Origin of the sequence: Enterobacter sp. ECC-019 (assembly GCF_043974075.1) — a bacterium.
In the GTDB taxonomy this organism is placed as follows: domain Bacteria; phylum Pseudomonadota; class Gammaproteobacteria; order Enterobacterales; family Enterobacteriaceae; genus Enterobacter; species Enterobacter asburiae_D.
Genome location: NZ_CP143759.1, coordinates 4,293,816 through 4,311,308, shown reverse-complemented (window position 1 = coordinate 4,311,308; position 17,493 = coordinate 4,293,816). Strand labels below are relative to the sequence as shown.

Here is a 17,493-nt window from a genome sequence, read left to right as displayed (position 1 = left end):
CCCGGAAACTGATCCCCATAATAAGCGAAGTTAGCGAGATGAATGCAGAAAAACGCGGAGAAATTCATGAGTAGTAAAGAACAGAAAACGCCTGAGGGGCAAGCCCCTGAAGAAATTATCACGGAACAGCACGATGAAGTTGAGGCTGTAGAGCCAGACGCATCTGCTGAGCAGGTGGACCCGCGCGATGAAAAAATTGCGAATCTGGAAGCCCAACTGGTAGAAGCACAGAATCGCGAACGCGATGGTGTTCTGCGCATCAAGGCGGAAATGGAAAACCTGCGTCGTCGTACCGAGCAGGACGTTGAGAAGGCGCATAAATTTGCGCTGGAGAAATTCGTCAACGAACTGCTGCCGGTAATTGATAGCCTCGATCGCGCGCTGGAAGTGGCTGACAAAGCGAATCCGGACAACGCGGCGATGATCGAAGGTATCGAACTGACGCTGAAATCCATGCTCGACGTGGTGCGTAAGTTTGGCGTGGAAGTGATTGCCGATACCGACGTACCGCTGGATCCAAACGTTCACCAGGCGATTGCCATGGTCGAGTCCGAAGAGGTGGAAGCCGGTAAAGTGCTGGGCGTGATGCAGAAAGGTTACACCCTGAACGGCCGTACCATTCGCGCTGCGATGGTGACCGTGGCGAAAGCGAAAGCGTAATTTGGCCATCCGTAGTGCCGGGTGGCGGCGTTCGCCTCACCCGGCCTACAGCCTTACTCAGCGATACTTTCGCGCAGGGGTTTAACGGGCAGGACTTTCACTTGCTTAATCATATTGTCCTGCACGTCCAGGATATCAATATCGTATTGCTCAATGCGTACCCGTGTGCCCGCCGCCGGGATCTCTTCCAGCGCTTCCAGAATCATCCCGTTAATGGTCCGAGCCTCATCTTCCGGCAAATGCCAGTTAAAGGCTTTGTTGAGTTCACGAATGTTCGCACTACCGTCAATCAGCACCGAGCCGTCGTTTTGCGGGGTGACCTCTTCCGCGAGGGAAGGCGACATTGACGTGGTAAAGTCCCCGACAATCTCTTCCAGAATATCTTCGACCGTCACCAGCCCCTGAATATCGCCGTACTCATTGACCACCAGGCCGACTTTCTTCTTGTTGCGCTGGAATTTCACCAGCTGGGTGCTGAGCGGGGTTCCTTCCGGCACGTAGTAAATCTCGTCGGCGGCGCGCAGCATCACCTCTTTGGTGAACTCTTTTTTCTCGGTCATCAGACGGTAGGCTTCGCGCACGCGCAGCATGCTGATGGCGTCATCCAGCGAGTCGCGATAGAGCACAATGCGCCCGTGCGGGGAGTGCGTCAGCTGGCGAACGATGGCTTTCCAGTCGTCATTGATGTCGATACCGACGATTTCGTTACGCGGCACCATGATGTCGTTTACGCTCACCTTTTCCAGATCCAGCACCGACAGGAGCATGTCCTGATTGCGTCGGGAAATCTGCGAGCGGGATTCATGCACGATGGTGCGAAGCTCGTCTTTGCTGAGCGCGCTGCTGATGGTGACATCGGCCTTGATTCCCACCATCCGCATCAGCACGCGCGTCACCATGTTCAGCAGCCAGACCAGCGGCATCATCAGGATCAGCAGCGGTGCCAGCAGGAAGCTGCTCGGGTAGGCGACTTTCTCAGGGTAAAGCGCGGCGATGGTTTTCGGCAGCACTTCGGCAAACACCAGCACCACGAACGTCAGCACGCCGGTGGCAATCGCCACCCCGGCGTTGCCGTACAGGCGCATCCCGACAATAGTGCCGAGGGCGGAGGCAAGAATATTGACAAGGTTGTTGCCGATGAGCACCAGGCTTATCAGGCGATCCGGCTTGCGGAGCAGTTTTTCAACGCGACGTGCGGCACGGTTACCCTGCTTAGCGCGATGACGTAACCGGTAGCGGTTTAAGGTCATCATGCCGGTTTCCGAGCCGGAGAAATAGGCGGAGATGACCACCATGACGATCAGGATAACGATCAGCGTGGTGGTAGAGATGTGTTCCAGGGGGAACTCCTTTTGTTACTTAGCCAGCAAATTGCTGTATGAAGCGGCTGCCAAAATAGGCAAGAGTGAGAATGCCCGCGCCCGCGACGTTGAACCAGACCACGCGACGACCGCGCCAGCCTTCATGATAATGACCCCATAACAGGACAATATAGACAAACCACGCGATGATGGAGAGCACCGCTTTATCGATGTTCTCCACGCTGAACAGGTTCTTCATGTAAAACAGGCCCGTGCAGAGCGTCAGCGTCAGCAGCACCACGCCCACTTGGGTGATATGGAACATCTTACGCTCAATGACCATCAGCGGCGGCATTTCATGGTTAAACGCCAGCTTTTTGTTTTTCAACTGGTAGTCAATCCAGGCGAGCTGCATGGCGTAAAGCGCGGCGATGATCAGCGTCGCGTAGGCAAAGAGCGACAGGCCGATATGCACCAGCATCCCCGGGGTGGCCTCAAGATGCGTAATGAATTCATTAGGCATAAAGGTGGCGAGAGCCAGATTGATCAGCGCGAAGGTATAGACAATCGGCAGCAGCAGCCAGCCGCGATTTTTAGACGCGACGATGGTCATTACCGTACAGATCATCAGGCTGACCAGTGAGCCGACGTTGAGGACGCTCAGGTTTTGCACGCTGCCGTCGCCGGGGATTATGCGTGATTCCAGCGCAAACGCGTGGCTAATCAGTGCGATCACCGCGGAAAGAATAGCCATGCGCCGCCAGCCGCTGTTTTTTTGCAGCAGTCCGGGAACGATCAGCGCGAGGCTGACAGAGTAGGCAACAAGGGCGATCAGTGCGAAAACAGGCATATAGGCATCGACAGTTGTCTTAATAAGAAAGAGAAGCAGTATAACGTTACGTGACGCCTGCTCCAACCGTTGCATAACAACAAAGGCGCCTTCATGTTATACTCCGGCAAAATTCTGTGTATGTGTCGCCCATGGCGGCCCAACGTTTCTACTCAGGCGAGAGACAATGTTTGATAATTTAACCGATCGTTTGTCGCGCACGCTGCGCAACATCAGCGGCCGCGGACGCCTTACTGAAGAGAACATCAAGGAAACGCTGCGCGAAGTGCGCATGGCGCTGCTGGAAGCAGACGTCGCGTTGCCGGTTGTTCGTGATTTTATCAACCGCGTAAAAGAGAAGGCGGTTGGTCATGAAGTTAACAAGAGCCTGACCCCGGGTCAGGAGTTCGTCAAAATCGTTCGTAATGAACTGGTTTCGGCGATGGGCGAAGAGAACCAGGTGCTTAACCTGGCGGCTCAGCCACCGGCCGTGGTGCTGATGGCGGGCCTGCAGGGTGCGGGTAAAACCACCAGCGTCGGTAAGCTGGGTAAGTTCCTGCGTGAAAAGCACAAGAAGAAAGTGCTGGTGGTCTCTGCGGACGTCTATCGCCCGGCGGCGATCAAACAGCTGGAAACCCTGGCCGAGCAGGTCGGCGTAGATTTCTTCCCGTCCGACGTGGCGCAGAAGCCTGTCGACATCGTTAACGCGGCGCTGAAAGAAGCGAAGCTGAAATTCTACGACGTGCTGCTGGTGGATACCGCCGGTCGTCTGCACGTTGACGAAGCGATGATGGACGAAATCAAGCAGGTGCATGCCTCTATCAACCCGGTAGAGACCCTGTTCGTTGTCGACGCCATGACCGGTCAGGATGCGGCGAATACCGCGAAAGCGTTTAACGAAGCGCTGCCGTTAACCGGCGTGGTGCTGACCAAAGTGGACGGTGACGCCCGCGGCGGTGCGGCGCTCTCCATTCGTCACATCACAGGTAAGCCGATTAAATTCCTCGGCGTGGGCGAGAAAACTGAAGCGCTGGAGCCGTTCCACCCGGATCGTATTGCCTCCCGTATCCTCGGCATGGGCGACGTGCTGTCGCTGATCGAAGATATCGAGAGCAAGGTTGACCGCGCGCAGGCCGAGAAGCTGGCCAGTAAGCTGAAAAAAGGCGACGGTTTCGATCTCACCGACTTCCTCGAGCAGCTGCGTCAGATGAAAAACATGGGCGGCATGGCCAGCCTGATGGGCAAACTGCCGGGCATGGGCCAGATCCCTGACAACGTGAAAGCGCAGATGGATGACAAGGTGCTGGTGCGTATGGAGGCGATCATCAACTCGATGACCCTCAAAGAACGCGCTAACCCGGACATCATCAAAGGTTCCCGTAAACGCCGTATCGCAGCCGGTTGCGGCATGCAGGTGCAGGACGTTAACCGCCTTCTGAAACAGTTCGACGACATGCAGCGCATGATGAAGAAAATGAAGAAAGGCGGCATGGCGAAGATGATGCGCGGTATGAAAGGCATGATGCCGCCAGGATTCCCTGGACGTTGATCGGCCTGGCTTGTTTGCCATTTTGACGCCGGGGAGTGCTCGACAAAACACCATAGTGTTTTGAACGCCCTTTAGGGCGGCCCGAAGGGCGAGCGGAGCGAGTAAATGCTCACGTACTACGTGTACGCTCCGCTTTCTGCGCGCTCGCCGACGCCAAACTGGCTGCACCGCCGACGGCCTTTTACAGCAGACTTATCAACTGCTGATTGCATTTTCCCCAAAAATCAGTAAAATTTTCGGGCTTTTAATATGACACCCGGGCTCCGTTCCTCGATGGGGCCCGGTTGTTTTATTCACACAAGAGGATGTTATGGTTACTATTCGTTTAGCTCGTCACGGCGCTAAAAAGCGTCCGTTCTACCAGGTTGTTGTGACTGACAGCCGTAATGCACGCAACGGTCGCTTCATCGAGCGCGTTGGTTTCTTCAACCCACTGGCCGCTGGCGCAGAAGAAGAAACTCGTCTGGATCTGGATCGTATCGCTCACTGGGTTGGCCAGGGCGCTACTGTTTCCGATCGCGTTGCTACGCTGATCAAAGCAGCAAACAAAGCAGCTTAATCTGTCACGGTGGTCATGATGAGCAATAAAGCACCTGTTGAACCGATCGTATTGGGAAAAATGGGTTCTTGCTACGGTATCCGTGGTTGGCTCAGAGTGTTTTCCTCCACTGAAGACGCTGATAGCATTTTTGATTACCAGCCCTGGTTTATCCAGAAAGGCGGTAAGTGGGAAGAGGTCGAGCTGGAAAGCTGGCGTCACCACAATCAGGACATCATCATCAAGCTGAAAGGCGTTGACGATCGTGATGCCGCGAATGCGCTGACTAATTGTGAAATTGTCGTGGATTCGTCGCAGTTGCCACAGCTGGAAGAGGGCGACTACTACTGGAAAGACCTTATGGGTTGCCAGGTAGTCACTACCGAAGGCTACAGCCTGGGGAAAGTCATCGATATGATGGAAACCGGGTCAAATGACGTTCTTGTCATTAAGGCAAACCTGAAAGATGCATTTGGCATCAAGGAGCGGTTGGTTCCGTTCCTCGATGGACAGGTTATCAAGAAAGTCGATCTCACTACTCAAACCATTGAAGTAGATTGGGATCCTGGTTTTTAAATTCTCCGGATAAACGGTAAAAGACGGCGCTATGTGGATTGGCATAATTAGCCTGTTTCCTGAAATGTTCCGCGCGATTACCGATTACGGGGTAACTGGCCGGGCAGTAAAGAATGGCCTGCTGAGCATCCAGAGCTGGAGTCCTCGTGACTTTACTCATGACCGGCACCGTACCGTGGACGATCGTCCTTACGGCGGCGGACCGGGGATGCTAATGATGGTGCAACCCTTACGGGACGCCATTCACACAGCAAAAGCCGCGGCAGGTGAAGGCGCAAAGGTGATTTATCTGTCACCTCAGGGACGCAAGCTTGATCAAGCGGGCGTGAGCGAACTGGCGACGAATCAAAAGCTGATTCTGGTCTGTGGGCGCTACGAAGGGATAGATGAGCGCGTAATTCAAACCGAGATTGACGAAGAATGGTCTATCGGCGATTACGTTCTCAGCGGTGGTGAGTTACCCGCAATGACGCTGATTGATTCCGTCGCCCGGTTCATTCCGGGTGTTCTGGGCCATGAAGCTTCGGCAACGGAAGATTCCTTTGCCGACGGGTTGCTGGACTGTCCACACTATACTCGTCCTGAAGTGTTAGAAGGGATGGAAGTACCGGCAGTGTTACTGTCTGGAAACCATGCCGAGATACGTCGCTGGCGTTTGAAGCAGTCGCTGGGCCGAACCTGGCTTAGAAGACCTGAACTTCTGGAAAACCTGGCTCTGACTGAAGAGCAAGCAAAGTTGCTGGCCGAGTTCAAAACTGAACACGCGCAACAGCAGCATGAACATGATGGGAATGCGTAATACGCTCCCGAATATCAGTTTACCCAGGATAAGAGATTAAATTATGAGCAACATTATTAAGCAACTTGAACAAGAGCAGATGAAGCAGGACGTACCTTCCTTCCGTCCAGGTGACACCGTGGAAGTGAAAGTATGGGTTGTTGAAGGTTCCAAAAAACGTCTGCAGGCATTCGAGGGCGTGGTTATCGCTATTCGTAACCGCGGTCTGCACTCTGCATTCACTGTTCGTAAAATTTCCAACGGCGAAGGCGTTGAGCGTGTCTTCCAGACTCACTCTCCGGTAGTTGACAGCATTGCTGTTAAACGTCGTGGTGCTGTACGTAAAGCTAAACTGTACTACCTGCGTGAGCGTACTGGTAAGTCTGCTCGTATTAAAGAGCGTCTGAACTAAGATTCGCTTAAGCGACATCCTGTTAGAAAGGGCTGGCCGAAAGGCTGGCCCTTTTTTTATCCCTGAGCATTTCTCACGTTAACCCTTTTGACATAAATCATTTACAATGCTTGCCTCTTCACCGGAGGGTAAGTGGATAACGTACTGCATCAGCATAATGGGAAACGCGCAGCGGCACTGACCGCGCTGTTCGCGATCCTGCTGATCGTGGTCGCGCCGCTTATCTCTGTCTTGCTGCAAAAAGATCCCATGAGCTCCATGCCGGGCATGCATCATGATATGAGCATGATGTCGATGGATGACCATCACGGCGATATGCAGCATTCCATGCCTGTTGACCATGCGGAAGCGTGCGGCTACTGCGTGCTGTTAGCACACGTCCCTGGCATGATACTGGCGCTGATCGTCCTGCTCAGCGTGATGCTGCAGAGGCTTCGCGTTAAACCGCCGCGCCAGGCGGTCAGCCGCTGGCACTTTTTCCCCTGGCTTTATCCTGATACCCGCGCGCCGCCGCGGCAGTCTGCTTTTTCCCTTTAAAAAATAAATCGATAACTTACTGCCTTAAAAAGGAAAAGTATGACTACCTGCACTCCGCGCGCGGCATGGGGAAACCTGCTGCGTCGCCTCCATTTCTACGTTGGGCTGTTTGTCGGCCCGTTTATCTTCTTTGCCGCGCTGACCGGTACGCTGTATGTGGCGACCCCGCAGCTGGAGAATGCGCTCTACCGGCACGCGCTCCACACGAATTCCGTGGGCGTGCCGCAGCCGCTGGCGGAACAAATTGCCGTGGCGGAAAAAAACGTTGGATCAGATGTGCGTTTGCACGCCGTGCGGCCGGGGCTGGCTGAAGGGGAAACCACCCGCGTGATGTTTGCTGACCCGGCGCTTGGGCCATCGGAGAACCGGGCTATTTTTATTGATCCGGTAAGCCTGGCGGTGCTGGGGGATATGACGGTATACGGTACCAGCGGGATTTTACCGCTGCGTCAGACCATTGATTACCTGCATACCTCTCTGATGCTGGGCGACGTGGGGCGACTCTACAGCGAGCTTGCGGCCTCCTGGATGTGGGTTGCCGCGCTGGGCGGTGTTGGCCTGTGGTTTTATACCCGACCCAAACGGCGGATCAATAATCGCTTCCAGAATCGACGTCGCCTGCACGTGACGCTGGGCTGGAGTCTGCTGGGCGGAATGCTGCTGTTCTCAGCAACCGGGCTGACCTGGTCCCAGTGGGCTGGCGGGAACGTTGACAGGCTGCGGGCTGAGATGAACTGGCTCACCCCGCAGGTGAACACGACGCTTTCCGGCCAGCATGAGATCGTGGATGAACATGCCGAACACCGTGGTCATCACGGCGGAATGATGATGCCGGAAATGGCGATGGATTTGACACAGTTTGACGGGGTGTTAAACGCGGCGCGTAAAGCAGGGATTGATGCCAACAGGCTGGAGATCCGCCCGGCGAAAACGGCGGATCGCGCCTGGACGGTGACGGAAATCGATCGCAGCTGGCCGACCCAGGTGGACGCTGTTGCGGTTGATCCTTCTACGATGCAGATCCTTGACAGAACCCGTTTCGAAGATTTCCCGCTAATGGCAAAACTGACCCGCTGGGGCGTGGATTTCCACATGGGGATCTTATTCGGGCTGACGAATCAGCTGCTGCTCGTGGCGTTCGGTCTCGCCCTGTGCGTGCTGATCATCTGGGGTTACCGGATGTGGTGGATGCGTCGTCCGGCGCAATCGGTCGTGGATCCAGTGCAGACGCTTTGTCAGAGCTGGCTGGCGCTGTCAGGGTGGGGAAGAGGAGTTACGGTGATAATCAGCATACTGCTGGGGCTGGCCTTGCCGGTCATGGGCGTGAGTCTGGCGCTGTTTGTTCTGGTGGACTGGCTGCGCTGGCGAGCGGCAACCAGGCTGACGCTCGCCGAATCATCCGCTAAATAACCCTATGGCGTGCTGATCACCACTGCGACGCGGCGGTTTTCTGCGCGCCCTTGCGGGGTACTGTTGCTCGCAACCGGGTATTTTTGACCTAATCCCTGCGTGGTGAGATTGCTGCGCGGGATATTTGCCCCCTTCGCCCAGGCATCGGCCACGGCGTTGGCGCGTTTTAACGACAGCGCTTCGTTGTAGCTTTCTTCACCGTAATTATCCGTGTGACCGTCCATTCGCGCGTGGTTCAGGCCGGTTTCCGCCAGGCGGGAAGCCATGGATTGGATCTGCGTTTCACTTTCCGGTCGCAGTCTGGCGTCATTTTTATCAAACAGGATAGTGTCCGACATGCCAAGAGACCAGTCACCGTTCAGTTCGTTAAAACCGTAAGACTTCATCGCCGCAATTTGCTCAGGAGTGAATTTGCCTGCCGGCGGCGACTGACAGCCTGCCAGAACCAGTGAGGCCAGTACTATCGGCGCGAAGTAACGTTTTAACATAGTGTATCCTTTCTAACTTATTGTTTTCGTACGCTGGTTTTTCACCTGGTACATATTGCGGTCAGCCCTCTCCAGTAACGCTTCCACGGAAGCATTTTCCCACGCCAGAGCAAAGCCAATGCTGAGTGACATTGATGCTTTTTGTCCGTTATGAAGATCAAACGGACGGATAAACTGCTGCGAAAGCGCAGCGCAAATGTGTTGAACCTCAAGTTCGGAGTGCACGCCGTACAGCACCATGGCAAATTCGTCACCGCCAAGGCGGTATGCCTGGTGACGTTTGTCGCCAAACTCCATCATCCTGCTGGCGACTTCAATTAGCACGCAGTCTCCTGCCGCGTGTCCCCAGGTGTCGTTAATAAACTTAAAATTATCACCGTCGAGGAAGAGCAGGGCCGATTTCGTTTTGGCTGAAGGGTCGTTCATTAAGGCCGCGATGCTGTTACGAAACGCAGCGCGGTTGGCAAGACCGGTGAGCGGGTCGTGCATGGCGGTGCGCAACAGCTGGGCGTTTTTCGCCTGGAGCTTCAGTTGCCACTCTTCCATCTCATCCAGAAGGCTGTTGAAGTCTTCACCAAACTGGTGAAATTCTTCGATACGCCCGTCTTTCACCCGGCGGGAGAAGTTGCGGTTAGTGCGAACGTCATGCACGACGTCGGTAATGTTTTGCAGAGCCGTGACCATGCCGTGATGCAAAGACTGGGTAATGGCAAGCGCGACGGCGGTAGCAAAAAGAATGCAGCCGGTCAGGACGGCAAACGACATCCAGATGAAATGGCTGATCAGGCTGTCACGCGCGGTAAGGCGAATTTCGCCGATCATTGCGCCGTTATGCATGATGGGCTGCGCAACCGGTACGGGGAAAAGCCAGCGGCTAACTAGCGCACCCAGCGTGTCGTTGTTATCTTCCGGGTTCCAGGACCAGTAGGCAAACCGCTTTTTATGGGCGTTGATCACCTCAGCCTGGGCAAACTGGCCCTGTTTGCCCAGGGCTGCAAGCGTTTCGTTGGCCGCCAGGGCATCGTTGAACACCAGCGAGGCTTCCAGGCTGTGACTCATTGTGGCGCCGGTTAGTTCGAGATTCTTTTGCGCGTATTGTTTTAAGGTTACGACGGAAGCAAAACAGAGCAACAGCCATATTAACGTCATCGTGATGATGACGCTTATCATGCTGTTTCGCCTTAACGTTCTTTTAAACGTCGGACGCGGCGTTGAAGTGAAATCTTTATCCATGCTGCTTATTCCGGGCAAGCATTAATACATCCGGATTGACTCTTACGCCACTGCGCGTCAATGCATCCAGGTTGACGGAGAACCGTACCTGGCCGCGATCGATTATCAGGCAAAAGGCACTGCCAATTACGCATTCCGGATTTTGCTCTGAGATTAATAGCAATGCTCTGCCCTGATATTGACTTATTAATTCAAGTTGTTTTGCCGGTGATTCAGACCCGAAATAAATCGCATCGCACGTCGCGGCCAGGGCTTCCCGATCGTTACGAACAATAACGGGAGTATAAGGTAACTCGCTATGGCCTTCATCGCCGCTGAGGGCGTGCGTATAGCGAGAAGTGGCGTAGACGCAGAGTTTAGGCTGGCCGGAAAGTGACGGCCATCGCGTATAGCTCACAATGCCTGAGACAATCGAGCGGACCGATTTATCCGTTTCCGTAAGCGTGCCTGCCGCCGCAGGGCCCACCATAAAGAACAGCATTAAGACCAGAGTGAGTCGGAAAAAAGAGATCAAGAATAAATTTCTCACCAGAATCCGCCACATCGCTCCGGAAATAGATGTCCTTAAGAGTTGCGGGCAGAATACCATTGTTTATCAGAGCCGTCATTATGTCAGAAATAGCCTGAGGCCGACCTAAGCTAAATCCTACTGTTGTTTATTTTCCGGTGGATAAAAATGACTTAATTCAGTCGGCTGGAACGCATACTTTCATCCATCCCTTTCTGCCATGACGCACGCAGTTTTGCCGCGTTTTCGGCAGTATCGCAGCTGGCAGGGAAAGATTTTCCTGCTAATCCCCAGGCATGAATAAACCCTTCTTCGCAGACTTTCTTCTGACCATCGGCATAGCCGCGAAGATATTCGCTACGATCAACGTGTGTGTCGTTAAAACTATCGGCCAGGGCCTGGTTATCTTTAACCGGCAGGCCATTCATGGCGTCTTCTTTACCGGCATCAAACCAGGATGGGCTGGTCCAGTCGGGCTGAAAGGTGTAGGGATTGATCTGACAGCCCGTTAAAAACAGCGACAACAGCACAAGAGCAATTGAACGCATACCATTCTCCTTTTTTCTTCAGCATAGCCTGGCTAAAGAAAATCTGTCTGTAATTTAAAGTTTACGTTTTTATCGGCTGTTTTTTGCAATAAATTGGCTTGTGTAAACTAATGTGTACGTATTTTGGATTGAAATGTTTACTTTTTATGGTATCGTGGTTTCACCTCATTGAGGAAAACAACTATCGCAAACGAGCTTTACAGGATCGCCATCATGCAAAAAGACGCGCTGAACAACGTACATATCACTGACGAACAGATTTTAATCACTCCGGATCAGCTGAAAGCGGAATTTCCGCTGAGCGTCGCGCAGGAGGCTCAGATCGAGCACTCCCGCCAGACCATTTCTGACATTATCGCCGGCCGCGATCCGCGCCTGCTGGTGGTATGCGGTCCGTGCTCCATTCACGATCCTGAAACCGCCATTGAGTACGCTCGTCGATTTAAAGCATTAGCGGAGGAGGTCAGCGATAGCCTCTATCTGGTGATGCGCGTCTATTTTGAGAAGCCACGTACTACCGTCGGCTGGAAAGGGTTGATTAACGATCCGCACATGGATGGCTCGTTTGATGTGGAAGCAGGCCTGAAGATTGCGCGTCGCTTGCTGGTGGAGCTTGTTAGCATGGGGCTGCCGCTGGCAACCGAAGCGCTGGATCCAAACAGCCCGCAGTACCTGGGCGATCTGTTCAGCTGGTCCGCGATTGGTGCGCGTACAACGGAATCGCAAACCCACCGCGAGATGGCGTCTGGCCTGTCGATGCCTGTTGGTTTTAAAAACGGTACCGATGGCAGCCTGGCGACGGCGATCAACGCCATGCGCGCTGCCGCCATGCCGCACCGTTTCGTCGGTATTAACCAGGCGGGCCAGGTTTGCCTCCTGCAAACGCAGGGCAACCCGGACGGTCATGTGATCCTGCGCGGCGGGAAAGCACCTAACTACAGCCCGGCGGACGTGGCGCAGTGTGAAAAAGAGATGGAGCAGGCGGGACTGCGCCCCGCACTGATGGTAGATTGCAGTCATGGTAATTCAAATAAAGATTACCGTCGCCAGCCTGCGGTTGCGGAATCCGTGATCGCACAGATCAAAGATGGCAACCGTTCGATTATCGGTCTGATGATTGAGAGCAACATTCATGAAGGCAATCAGTCATCGGAACAACCGCGTAGCGCAATGAAGCACGGCGTCTCCGTGACGGATGCCTGCATCAGCTGGGAGACGACCGATGCGCTGCTGCGTGAGATCCACAAAGATTTGAACGGCCAGCTGGCGACGCGTCTGGCTTAAGAGGTTTTTTATGGTTGCTGAATTGACCGCACTGCGCGATCAAATTGATGAAGTGGATAAGGCGCTGCTGGACCTGCTGGCGCGCCGCATGGCGCTGGTTGCCGAAGTCGGTGAGGTGAAAAGCAAATACGGCCTGCCGATTTACGTCCCGGAGCGCGAAGCCTCAATGCTGGCCTCCCGTCGTAAAGAGGCCCAGGCGCTGGGCGTTTCGCCGGATTTGATTGAAGATGTTCTGCGTCGCGTGATGCGGGAATCCTACTCCAGCGAAAACGACAAGGGCTTTAAAACCCTCTGTCCGTCCCTGCGTCCGGTAGTGATTGTCGGCGGTGCAGGGCAGATGGGGCGTCTGTTTGAAAAAATGCTGACGCTTTCTGGCTATCAGGTGCGCATTCTGGAAAAAGAGGACTGGGGGCATGCCCCGGAACTCATGAAAGATGCCGGGATGGTTATCGTCAGCGTGCCGATCCACGTGACGGAGCAGATCATCGAAAAGCTGCCTCCTTTACCGAAGGATTGCATCCTGGTGGATCTGGCCTCCATCAAAAATGGTCCGCTGCAGGCCATGCTGGCTGCACATACTGGCCCGGTGCTGGGTCTGCACCCGATGTTTGGCCCGGACAGCGGCAGCCTGGCTAAGCAGGTGGTGGTTTACTGCGACGGTCGTCAGCCGGAAGCCTATCAGTGGTTCCTGGAGCAGATTCAGGTATGGGGTGCGCGACTGCACCGCATCAGCGCGGTCGAGCACGATCAGAACATGGCGTTCATTCAGGCGCTGCGCCACTTTGCGACGTTTGCCTACGGCCTGCATCTGGCGGAAGAGAACGTCCAGCTTGAACAGCTGCTGGCACTCTCTTCACCTATCTATCGTCTTGAGCTGGCGATGGTCGGGCGCCTGTTCGCTCAGGATCCGCAGCTTTACGCGGACATTATTATGTCCTCAGAGAATAACCTGGCGCTCATCAAGCGCTACTATCAGCGATTTGGTGAAGCCATTACGCTGCTGGAGCACGGAGACAAGCAGGCGTTTATTGACAGCTTCCGCAAGGTCGAACACTGGTTTGGCGATTACGCGCAGCGCTTCCAGAGTGAGAGCCGGACGCTGTTGCGCCAGGCAAATGACAGTCGCCAGTAATGCGATGATGTATATACTGAAAGCCAGCAATGCTGGCTTTTTTTATTTTGGGGAACTGTCATGGCCGAACCGCAGCTGCTGTTGAATTACACCGGGCATCTGCCTGAATGCCCGACATGGAGCGCAGAAGAACACGCGCTCTACTGGGCCGATATTCTGGAAGGAGAGATCCACCGCTACCATCTGCCGACGGCAGAACACACCGTGCTCTCTTTCCATGAGGAGGTGGGCTGTTTTGCTCTGCGCGAGCAGGGTGGTTTTATCGTTGCGTTGCGAACGGGTATCTGGCTGACCGATAAACACGGCCTGCTGCGCCGCAAGGTGTGTGATAACCCCTCTAACCCGCAGCTCGCACGTTTTAACGATGGCGGCACCGATTCTCTGGGGCGGTTCTACGCGGGCACGTTTTGGGGGCCGGGAGATTACAACGGCGCGTTGCTGATGCGCATCGACAACGACCTGACGCCGAAAGTGATCCAGTGCGATATTCACGGGCACAACGGTTTAGCGTTTACCCCGGATAAGCAGTGGATGTTTACCTCAGACACGCCAAACGGCGTAATTTACCGCACGCCGCTTGACGAGCAGGGCGAACCCGGCAGGCGTGAGGTGTTTCGTCAGTTTAAAGAGGGCGAAGGGATACCGGACGGCGCGGCCATGGATGTGGAAGGCTGCTACTGGAGCGCGCTGTTTGACGGCTGGCGTATTGCGCGTTTTTCTCCGCAAGGGGAGCAACTGGAAGAATACCGCCTGCCGGTACGTTGCCCGACGATGGTCTGTTTTGGCGGCGATGACATGAAAACGCTGTTTATTACCACCACGCGGGAAAATATGGATGCGGAGGAGGTGGTGAAGTATCCGCTCTCCGGCGCCATCTTCACCCTGCCGGTGAGCGTGGCAGGGATGAAGAAAAGCCGCTTTATCGAACGTTAAGCCGGGTCAACCGGGACCACGTTCTCGCTCGGATAGCAGCCCAGCACCTTCATGGAGCGCGTGATCTCGCCCAGTTCGCGCAGGGCTTTCTGCATGGACGCAGATTCCAGGTTGGCCTGGATATCAAGGTAAAACATCTCTTCCCACGGATTTCCGTGGATCGGACGTGATTCCAGCTTCGTCATGATCAGGTTGTGGTTACGCAGTACCAGCAGGGCTTCAACCAGCGCACCGGCCTGTTGGCCGGTGGCCATGAGCAGAGTGGTTTTAGCCGGAACCTGATCCGAGACATCAATAGCTTTACGCGCCAGCACCACGAAACGGGTGATGTTTTGCGTCTGGTTTGCCAGATTGCGTTCCAGTACCTGTAAACCATACAGCGCGCCGCCCGCTTCGCTGCCGAGCGCGGCGACGGTTGGGGAGTTAGCCTGCGCCACTTTTTCCATCGCCGCCGAGGTGCTTTCGGTGTACTCAATTTTCCAGTTCGGATAGCGGTTCAGGAACTGGCTGCACTGCTGGAACGGCTGTGGATGACTGTAGACCGTTTCGATCTTGCTCAGGTCGGTTGAGCCGGAGACCAGCACGCAGTGATCGATAGGGATCGTCAGCTCGCCAACCAGCGACAGGCTGGTGTGCTGCAGCAGATCGTAAACGTCGTTGATAGCGCCGGAGCTGGTGTTCTCAATCGGCACCACGGCGTAATCCGCCTGGCCGGTCTCAACCTGATTAAATATGTCGGCAAACTTCGCACAGCCGCTCTCGATAAACTCTTCGAAATGGCGTGCGGCATACTGACGCGCGGCCAGGTGAGAATAAGAGCCCTTTGGCCCGAGGAAGGCGATACGCGCAGAGTGCGGATTGGTTTTATTCAGATGCTGCTGGAGTAACGCTTGCTGGGTGAGAACGGAGTCTTCGATGATGAGCTGGAACAGCCGGGTGATGTAGTGGGCATCGAGGTGATGCGCTTTACCGAGCTGGATCAGACGCTCCAGCAGATCGCGCTCGCGGTCGATATCACGTACCGGGCGATGGGAGTCCAGCTTGGCTTTGCCCACTTCGACGGCGAGCGCGCGGCGTTCGGCCAGCAGCGCCAGTAATTTCTCGTCCAGCGCGCTGATTTTTACGCGCAGATCCAGTAACGGGTTTTCCGGTGTCATAGTGTTGCCTGTCTCATTTTATCGTTATCAATAAAAAAGGCCTCCCGCTGTGGGAGGCCTTGTTGTTCGTCTTCGCATTCTTTATCACACGACGAAACGCCTCCCAGTCAGGGGAAGGTAAAAAAGAATGCGAAGAAGAACGGCGTAAGTTTCATAAAGTCATCCTGTGATTGATACCGTTAAAGTACCCGTACTGTTTTCACCCTGTCAATAAAAAACAAAAAACGCGCCCGAAGGCGCGTTGGCGGTACACTCAATTTAAAGGATTACTCTTCTTCAACTTCTTCCGCGAAGCTGGCGTCTTTCACCGATGTTGCGGCGCGACGGGCTTCACCTTTGTGTTGCACTTTATTGAGCTGCCGTTCCAGCTTGTTGATCAAATCGTTAATAGCGGTGTACATATCCTCGTGTTTTGCGCTGGCGACCAGATGGCCGTTTGGAGTATTGATAGTTGCGTCAGCGATGAAACCCTGCGGCTCCTTGGACAGGATGATATGTGGATTAATCAAATGAGTTTGCCATTTATCCAGTTTGGCGAGACGGTCTGCGACGTGCTGGCGGATTGCCGGAGTAATTTCCATTTGTTTACTGGTAATGTTCATTGTCATAAATTTTACCTCTTGTCTTTCCGTCTTGGTGATTCCAGCATACCCGACCTAATGTCAAAATGTGTGATTTAGATCACGTTATTTTGTCGGTTTTTGTCAGGGAATCTTTTTTGTGAGGAAGGGCAGGAAGAGGTGAGATTTACCTTGTCGAAGGCAAAAATTGGGGCCATAGTTGACTGGATGTGTTGAGGCTAACGCGCTTCGGCGACGCTCTAAAATGAATAAAAAAACGGCAGCCTTCGGGCTGCCGTTTTGCATTGAGGCAAGATCAGGTGTTGCTGCTGTTCGCGGCGATGATTTTCGCCACTTTTTCAGCCTGAGCGGTCATCTGCATCTGACGGTAAGCGTTTTCCATCAGCTTCAGGCCGTCGCGCGTTGCCTGAGTATCCGGATAATCACGCAGCATACCTTCTACGCGGTTAACCACGGCAACCCATGCGCCACGGCGGGTATAGTATTCCGCCACGGAGTATTCATATTTCGCCAGACGATCTTTCAGGAACACCAGACGCTTGGTGGCATCGGTCACGTACTGACTGTTCGGATAGCCGCGCACCAGCTTGGAGAAGTCATTGAAGGCATCACGCGCATGCTGCGGGTCACGGTCGGAACGATCCACGCCGAAGAAGCCCTGCAGCGCACTGTCGTCCAGCGCCATGTTGGTGAGGCCGCGCATGTACATCACATAGTCGATGTTAGGATGAGTCGGGTTCAGACGCATGAAACGATCGATGGTTGCCTGAGCCAGCGGCAGATCGGCATTTTTATAGTATGCATAGATGAGATCTAACTGTACCTGCTGCGAATACGGACCAAATGGATAGCGATTATCCAACGCTTCCAGTTGCGTTATCGCCTGTTTCCAGTTACCGTCCTGCAACTTTTGTTGTGCAGTCGCATAGATTTCATTCGGCGGATTGTCAGGGACCTGTTCATTTGAACCGGAGCAGCCCACCAAAGCCAGGCTCAACGTGGCCGCTGCCACCAGATATTTCATGCGCGTCATGACGTT

21 protein-coding genes and 1 other annotated feature are annotated in these 17,493 nt (G+C 54.3%); of the genes, 11 read left to right on the top strand and 10 right to left on the bottom strand.

Translation table 11 applies throughout. The features are described 5' to 3' along the window. Positions 1-66 precede the first annotated feature (66 nt). Positions 67-660 (top strand): nucleotide exchange factor GrpE, encoded by a 594-nt coding sequence (gene grpE, locus V1566_RS20345; RefSeq protein WP_023308880.1) that lies wholly within the window; start codon positions 67-69, stop codon positions 658-660. Positions 661-713: 53 nt separating this feature from the next. Here the strand turns inward: grpE and V1566_RS20340 are convergent, their stop codons facing one another. Further along, positions 714-2,000, bottom strand: coding sequence for an HlyC/CorC family transporter (locus V1566_RS20340; RefSeq protein WP_395306021.1), 1,287 nt, complete (start codon positions 1,998-2,000; stop codon positions 714-716). 19 nt (positions 2,001-2,019) lie between these two features. Continuing rightward, positions 2,020-2,811 carry an inner membrane protein YpjD gene (locus V1566_RS20335; protein ID WP_014884879.1) on the bottom strand — a complete coding sequence of 264 codons (792 nt, stop codon included), beginning with the start codon at positions 2,809-2,811 and terminating at the stop codon, positions 2,020-2,022. A gap of 166 nt (positions 2,812-2,977) precedes the next feature. Here V1566_RS20335 and ffh point away from each other — a divergent pair, with 166 nt between their 5' ends. The 7 genes from ffh to V1566_RS20300 all read left to right on the top strand — a co-directional run bounded on the left by ffh (position 2,978) and on the right by V1566_RS20300 (position 8,590). Then, on the top strand, positions 2,978-4,339 hold the full coding sequence (ffh, locus tag V1566_RS20330) for a signal recognition particle protein (protein WP_014884878.1): 1,362 nt from the start codon (positions 2,978-2,980) through the stop codon (positions 4,337-4,339). Positions 4,340-4,649: 310 nt separating this feature from the next. Continuing rightward, positions 4,650-4,898 carry a 30S ribosomal protein S16 gene (gene rpsP, locus V1566_RS20325; RefSeq protein ID WP_003863133.1) on the top strand — a complete coding sequence of 83 codons (249 nt, stop codon included), beginning with the start codon at positions 4,650-4,652 and terminating at the stop codon, positions 4,896-4,898. A 15-nt stretch (positions 4,899-4,913) separates the two neighbouring features. Then, positions 4,914-5,453 (top strand): ribosome maturation factor RimM, encoded by a 540-nt coding sequence (rimM, locus tag V1566_RS20320; protein ID WP_029741020.1) that lies wholly within the window; start codon positions 4,914-4,916, stop codon positions 5,451-5,453. A gap of 31 nt (positions 5,454-5,484) precedes the next feature. Beyond that, the gene (gene trmD, locus V1566_RS20315; RefSeq protein WP_008502493.1) at positions 5,485-6,252 is read left to right on the top strand and encodes a tRNA (guanosine(37)-N1)-methyltransferase TrmD; all 768 of its coding nucleotides are present in this window, start codon (positions 5,485-5,487) and stop codon (positions 6,250-6,252) included. Positions 6,253-6,295: 43 nt separating this feature from the next. Then, the gene (gene rplS / locus V1566_RS20310) at positions 6,296-6,643 is read left to right on the top strand and encodes a 50S ribosomal protein L19 (protein WP_002914145.1); all 348 of its coding nucleotides are present in this window, start codon (positions 6,296-6,298) and stop codon (positions 6,641-6,643) included. A gap of 132 nt (positions 6,644-6,775) precedes the next feature. Beyond that, the gene (locus tag V1566_RS20305; protein ID WP_395304459.1) at positions 6,776-7,180 is read left to right on the top strand and encodes a DUF2946 domain-containing protein; all 405 of its coding nucleotides are present in this window, start codon (positions 6,776-6,778) and stop codon (positions 7,178-7,180) included. A gap of 39 nt (positions 7,181-7,219) precedes the next feature. After that, positions 7,220-8,590: a PepSY-associated TM helix domain-containing protein gene (locus V1566_RS20300; protein WP_395304458.1), complete on the top strand. Its 1,371-nt coding sequence runs from the start codon at positions 7,220-7,222 to the stop codon at positions 8,588-8,590. Positions 8,591-8,592: 2 nt separating this feature from the next. On the opposite strand, the gene V1566_RS20295 is transcribed toward V1566_RS20300, so the two are convergent. The 4 genes from V1566_RS20295 to V1566_RS20280 all read right to left on the bottom strand — a co-directional run bounded on the left by V1566_RS20295 (position 8,593) and on the right by V1566_RS20280 (position 11,367). Continuing rightward, on the bottom strand, positions 8,593-9,078 hold the full coding sequence (locus tag V1566_RS20295; protein ID WP_395304457.1) for an OmpA family protein: 486 nt from the start codon (positions 9,076-9,078) through the stop codon (positions 8,593-8,595). A 12-nt stretch (positions 9,079-9,090) separates the two neighbouring features. Then, positions 9,091-10,311, bottom strand: a complete 1,221-nt coding sequence (gene dgcN / locus V1566_RS20290; RefSeq protein WP_395304456.1) for a diguanylate cyclase DgcN — start codon at positions 10,309-10,311, stop codon at positions 9,091-9,093. Continuing rightward, complete coding sequence (locus tag V1566_RS20285; protein ID WP_395304455.1) at positions 10,304-10,855, bottom strand: YfiR family protein; 552 nt, start codon at positions 10,853-10,855, stop codon at positions 10,304-10,306. The genes dgcN and V1566_RS20285 overlap by 8 nt, the downstream gene beginning before the upstream one ends. 137 nt (positions 10,856-10,992) lie before the next feature. Then, positions 10,993-11,367: a DUF2799 domain-containing protein gene (locus V1566_RS20280; RefSeq protein ID WP_395304454.1), complete on the bottom strand. Its 375-nt coding sequence runs from the start codon at positions 11,365-11,367 to the stop codon at positions 10,993-10,995. 213 nt (positions 11,368-11,580) lie between these two features. Here V1566_RS20280 and aroF point away from each other — a divergent pair, with 213 nt between their 5' ends. Genes aroF through V1566_RS20265 form a run of 3 tightly spaced genes read left to right on the top strand, consistent with a single transcriptional unit; the run spans position 11,581 to position 14,716 of the window. Beyond that, entirely contained in the window at positions 11,581-12,651 is a 1,071-nt protein-coding gene (gene aroF / locus V1566_RS20275) for a 3-deoxy-7-phosphoheptulonate synthase AroF (protein WP_395304453.1), read from the top strand. Positions 12,652-12,661: 10 nt separating this feature from the next. Then, positions 12,662-13,783, top strand: a complete 1,122-nt coding sequence (gene tyrA, locus V1566_RS20270; protein WP_395304452.1) for a bifunctional chorismate mutase/prephenate dehydrogenase — start codon at positions 12,662-12,664, stop codon at positions 13,781-13,783. 60 nt (positions 13,784-13,843) lie between these two features. After that, complete coding sequence (locus V1566_RS20265) at positions 13,844-14,716, top strand: SMP-30/gluconolactonase/LRE family protein (RefSeq protein ID WP_395304451.1); 873 nt, start codon at positions 13,844-13,846, stop codon at positions 14,714-14,716. Here the strand turns inward: V1566_RS20265 and pheA are convergent. The 4 genes from pheA to bamD all read right to left on the bottom strand — a co-directional run bounded on the left by pheA (position 14,713) and on the right by bamD (position 17,487). Beyond that, the gene (gene pheA, locus V1566_RS20260) at positions 14,713-15,873 is read right to left on the bottom strand and encodes a bifunctional chorismate mutase/prephenate dehydratase (protein WP_063144128.1); all 1,161 of its coding nucleotides are present in this window, start codon (positions 15,871-15,873) and stop codon (positions 14,713-14,715) included. The two genes, V1566_RS20265 and pheA, sit on opposite strands and share 4 nt — an antisense overlap. Positions 15,874-15,903: 30 nt before the next feature. Further along, positions 15,904-16,029: a sequence feature (Phe leader region), on the bottom strand. After that, entirely contained in the window at positions 15,981-16,028 is a 48-nt protein-coding gene (gene pheL / locus V1566_RS20255; protein ID WP_100249759.1) for a pheA operon leader peptide PheL, read from the bottom strand. Its footprint overlaps the feature before it by 48 nt. A 110-nt stretch (positions 16,030-16,139) precedes the next feature. Further along, positions 16,140-16,481 (bottom strand): ribosome-associated translation inhibitor RaiA, encoded by a 342-nt coding sequence (gene raiA, locus V1566_RS20250; RefSeq protein WP_003863162.1) that lies wholly within the window; start codon positions 16,479-16,481, stop codon positions 16,140-16,142. A gap of 268 nt (positions 16,482-16,749) precedes the next feature. Next, complete coding sequence (gene bamD, locus V1566_RS20245; RefSeq protein ID WP_023308867.1) at positions 16,750-17,487, bottom strand: outer membrane protein assembly factor BamD; 738 nt, start codon at positions 17,485-17,487, stop codon at positions 16,750-16,752. Between the last annotated feature and the right edge of the window lie 6 nt (positions 17,488-17,493).

Coding starts and splice junctions, on each gene's coding strand:
- trmD (WP_008502493.1), top strand. CDS start 5,485: ATGTGGATTGGCATAATTAGCCTGTTTCCTGAAATGTTCCGCGCGATT.
- pheA (WP_063144128.1), bottom strand. CDS start 15,873: ATGACACCGGAAAACCCGTTACTGGATCTGCGCGTAAAAATCAGCGCG.
- rimM (WP_029741020.1), top strand. CDS start 4,914: ATGATGAGCAATAAAGCACCTGTTGAACCGATCGTATTGGGAAAAATG.
- ffh (WP_014884878.1), top strand. CDS start 2,978: ATGTTTGATAATTTAACCGATCGTTTGTCGCGCACGCTGCGCAACATC.
- aroF (WP_395304453.1), top strand. CDS start 11,581: ATGCAAAAAGACGCGCTGAACAACGTACATATCACTGACGAACAGATT.
- V1566_RS20265 (WP_395304451.1), top strand. CDS start 13,844: ATGGCCGAACCGCAGCTGCTGTTGAATTACACCGGGCATCTGCCTGAA.
- V1566_RS20300 (WP_395304458.1), top strand. CDS start 7,220: ATGACTACCTGCACTCCGCGCGCGGCATGGGGAAACCTGCTGCGTCGC.
- V1566_RS20285 (WP_395304455.1), bottom strand. CDS start 10,855: ATGTGGCGGATTCTGGTGAGAAATTTATTCTTGATCTCTTTTTTCCGA.
- tyrA (WP_395304452.1), top strand. CDS start 12,662: ATGGTTGCTGAATTGACCGCACTGCGCGATCAAATTGATGAAGTGGAT.
- rpsP (WP_003863133.1), top strand. CDS start 4,650: ATGGTTACTATTCGTTTAGCTCGTCACGGCGCTAAAAAGCGTCCGTTC.
- grpE (WP_023308880.1), top strand. CDS start 67: ATGAGTAGTAAAGAACAGAAAACGCCTGAGGGGCAAGCCCCTGAAGAA.
- dgcN (WP_395304456.1), bottom strand. CDS start 10,311: ATGGATAAAGATTTCACTTCAACGCCGCGTCCGACGTTTAAAAGAACG.
- bamD (WP_023308867.1), bottom strand. CDS start 17,487: ATGACGCGCATGAAATATCTGGTGGCAGCGGCCACGTTGAGCCTGGCT.
- raiA (WP_003863162.1), bottom strand. CDS start 16,481: ATGACAATGAACATTACCAGTAAACAAATGGAAATTACTCCGGCAATC.
- V1566_RS20335 (WP_014884879.1), bottom strand. CDS start 2,811: ATGCCTGTTTTCGCACTGATCGCCCTTGTTGCCTACTCTGTCAGCCTC.
- rplS (WP_002914145.1), top strand. CDS start 6,296: ATGAGCAACATTATTAAGCAACTTGAACAAGAGCAGATGAAGCAGGAC.
- V1566_RS20280 (WP_395304454.1), bottom strand. CDS start 11,367: ATGCGTTCAATTGCTCTTGTGCTGTTGTCGCTGTTTTTAACGGGCTGT.
- V1566_RS20295 (WP_395304457.1), bottom strand. CDS start 9,078: ATGTTAAAACGTTACTTCGCGCCGATAGTACTGGCCTCACTGGTTCTG.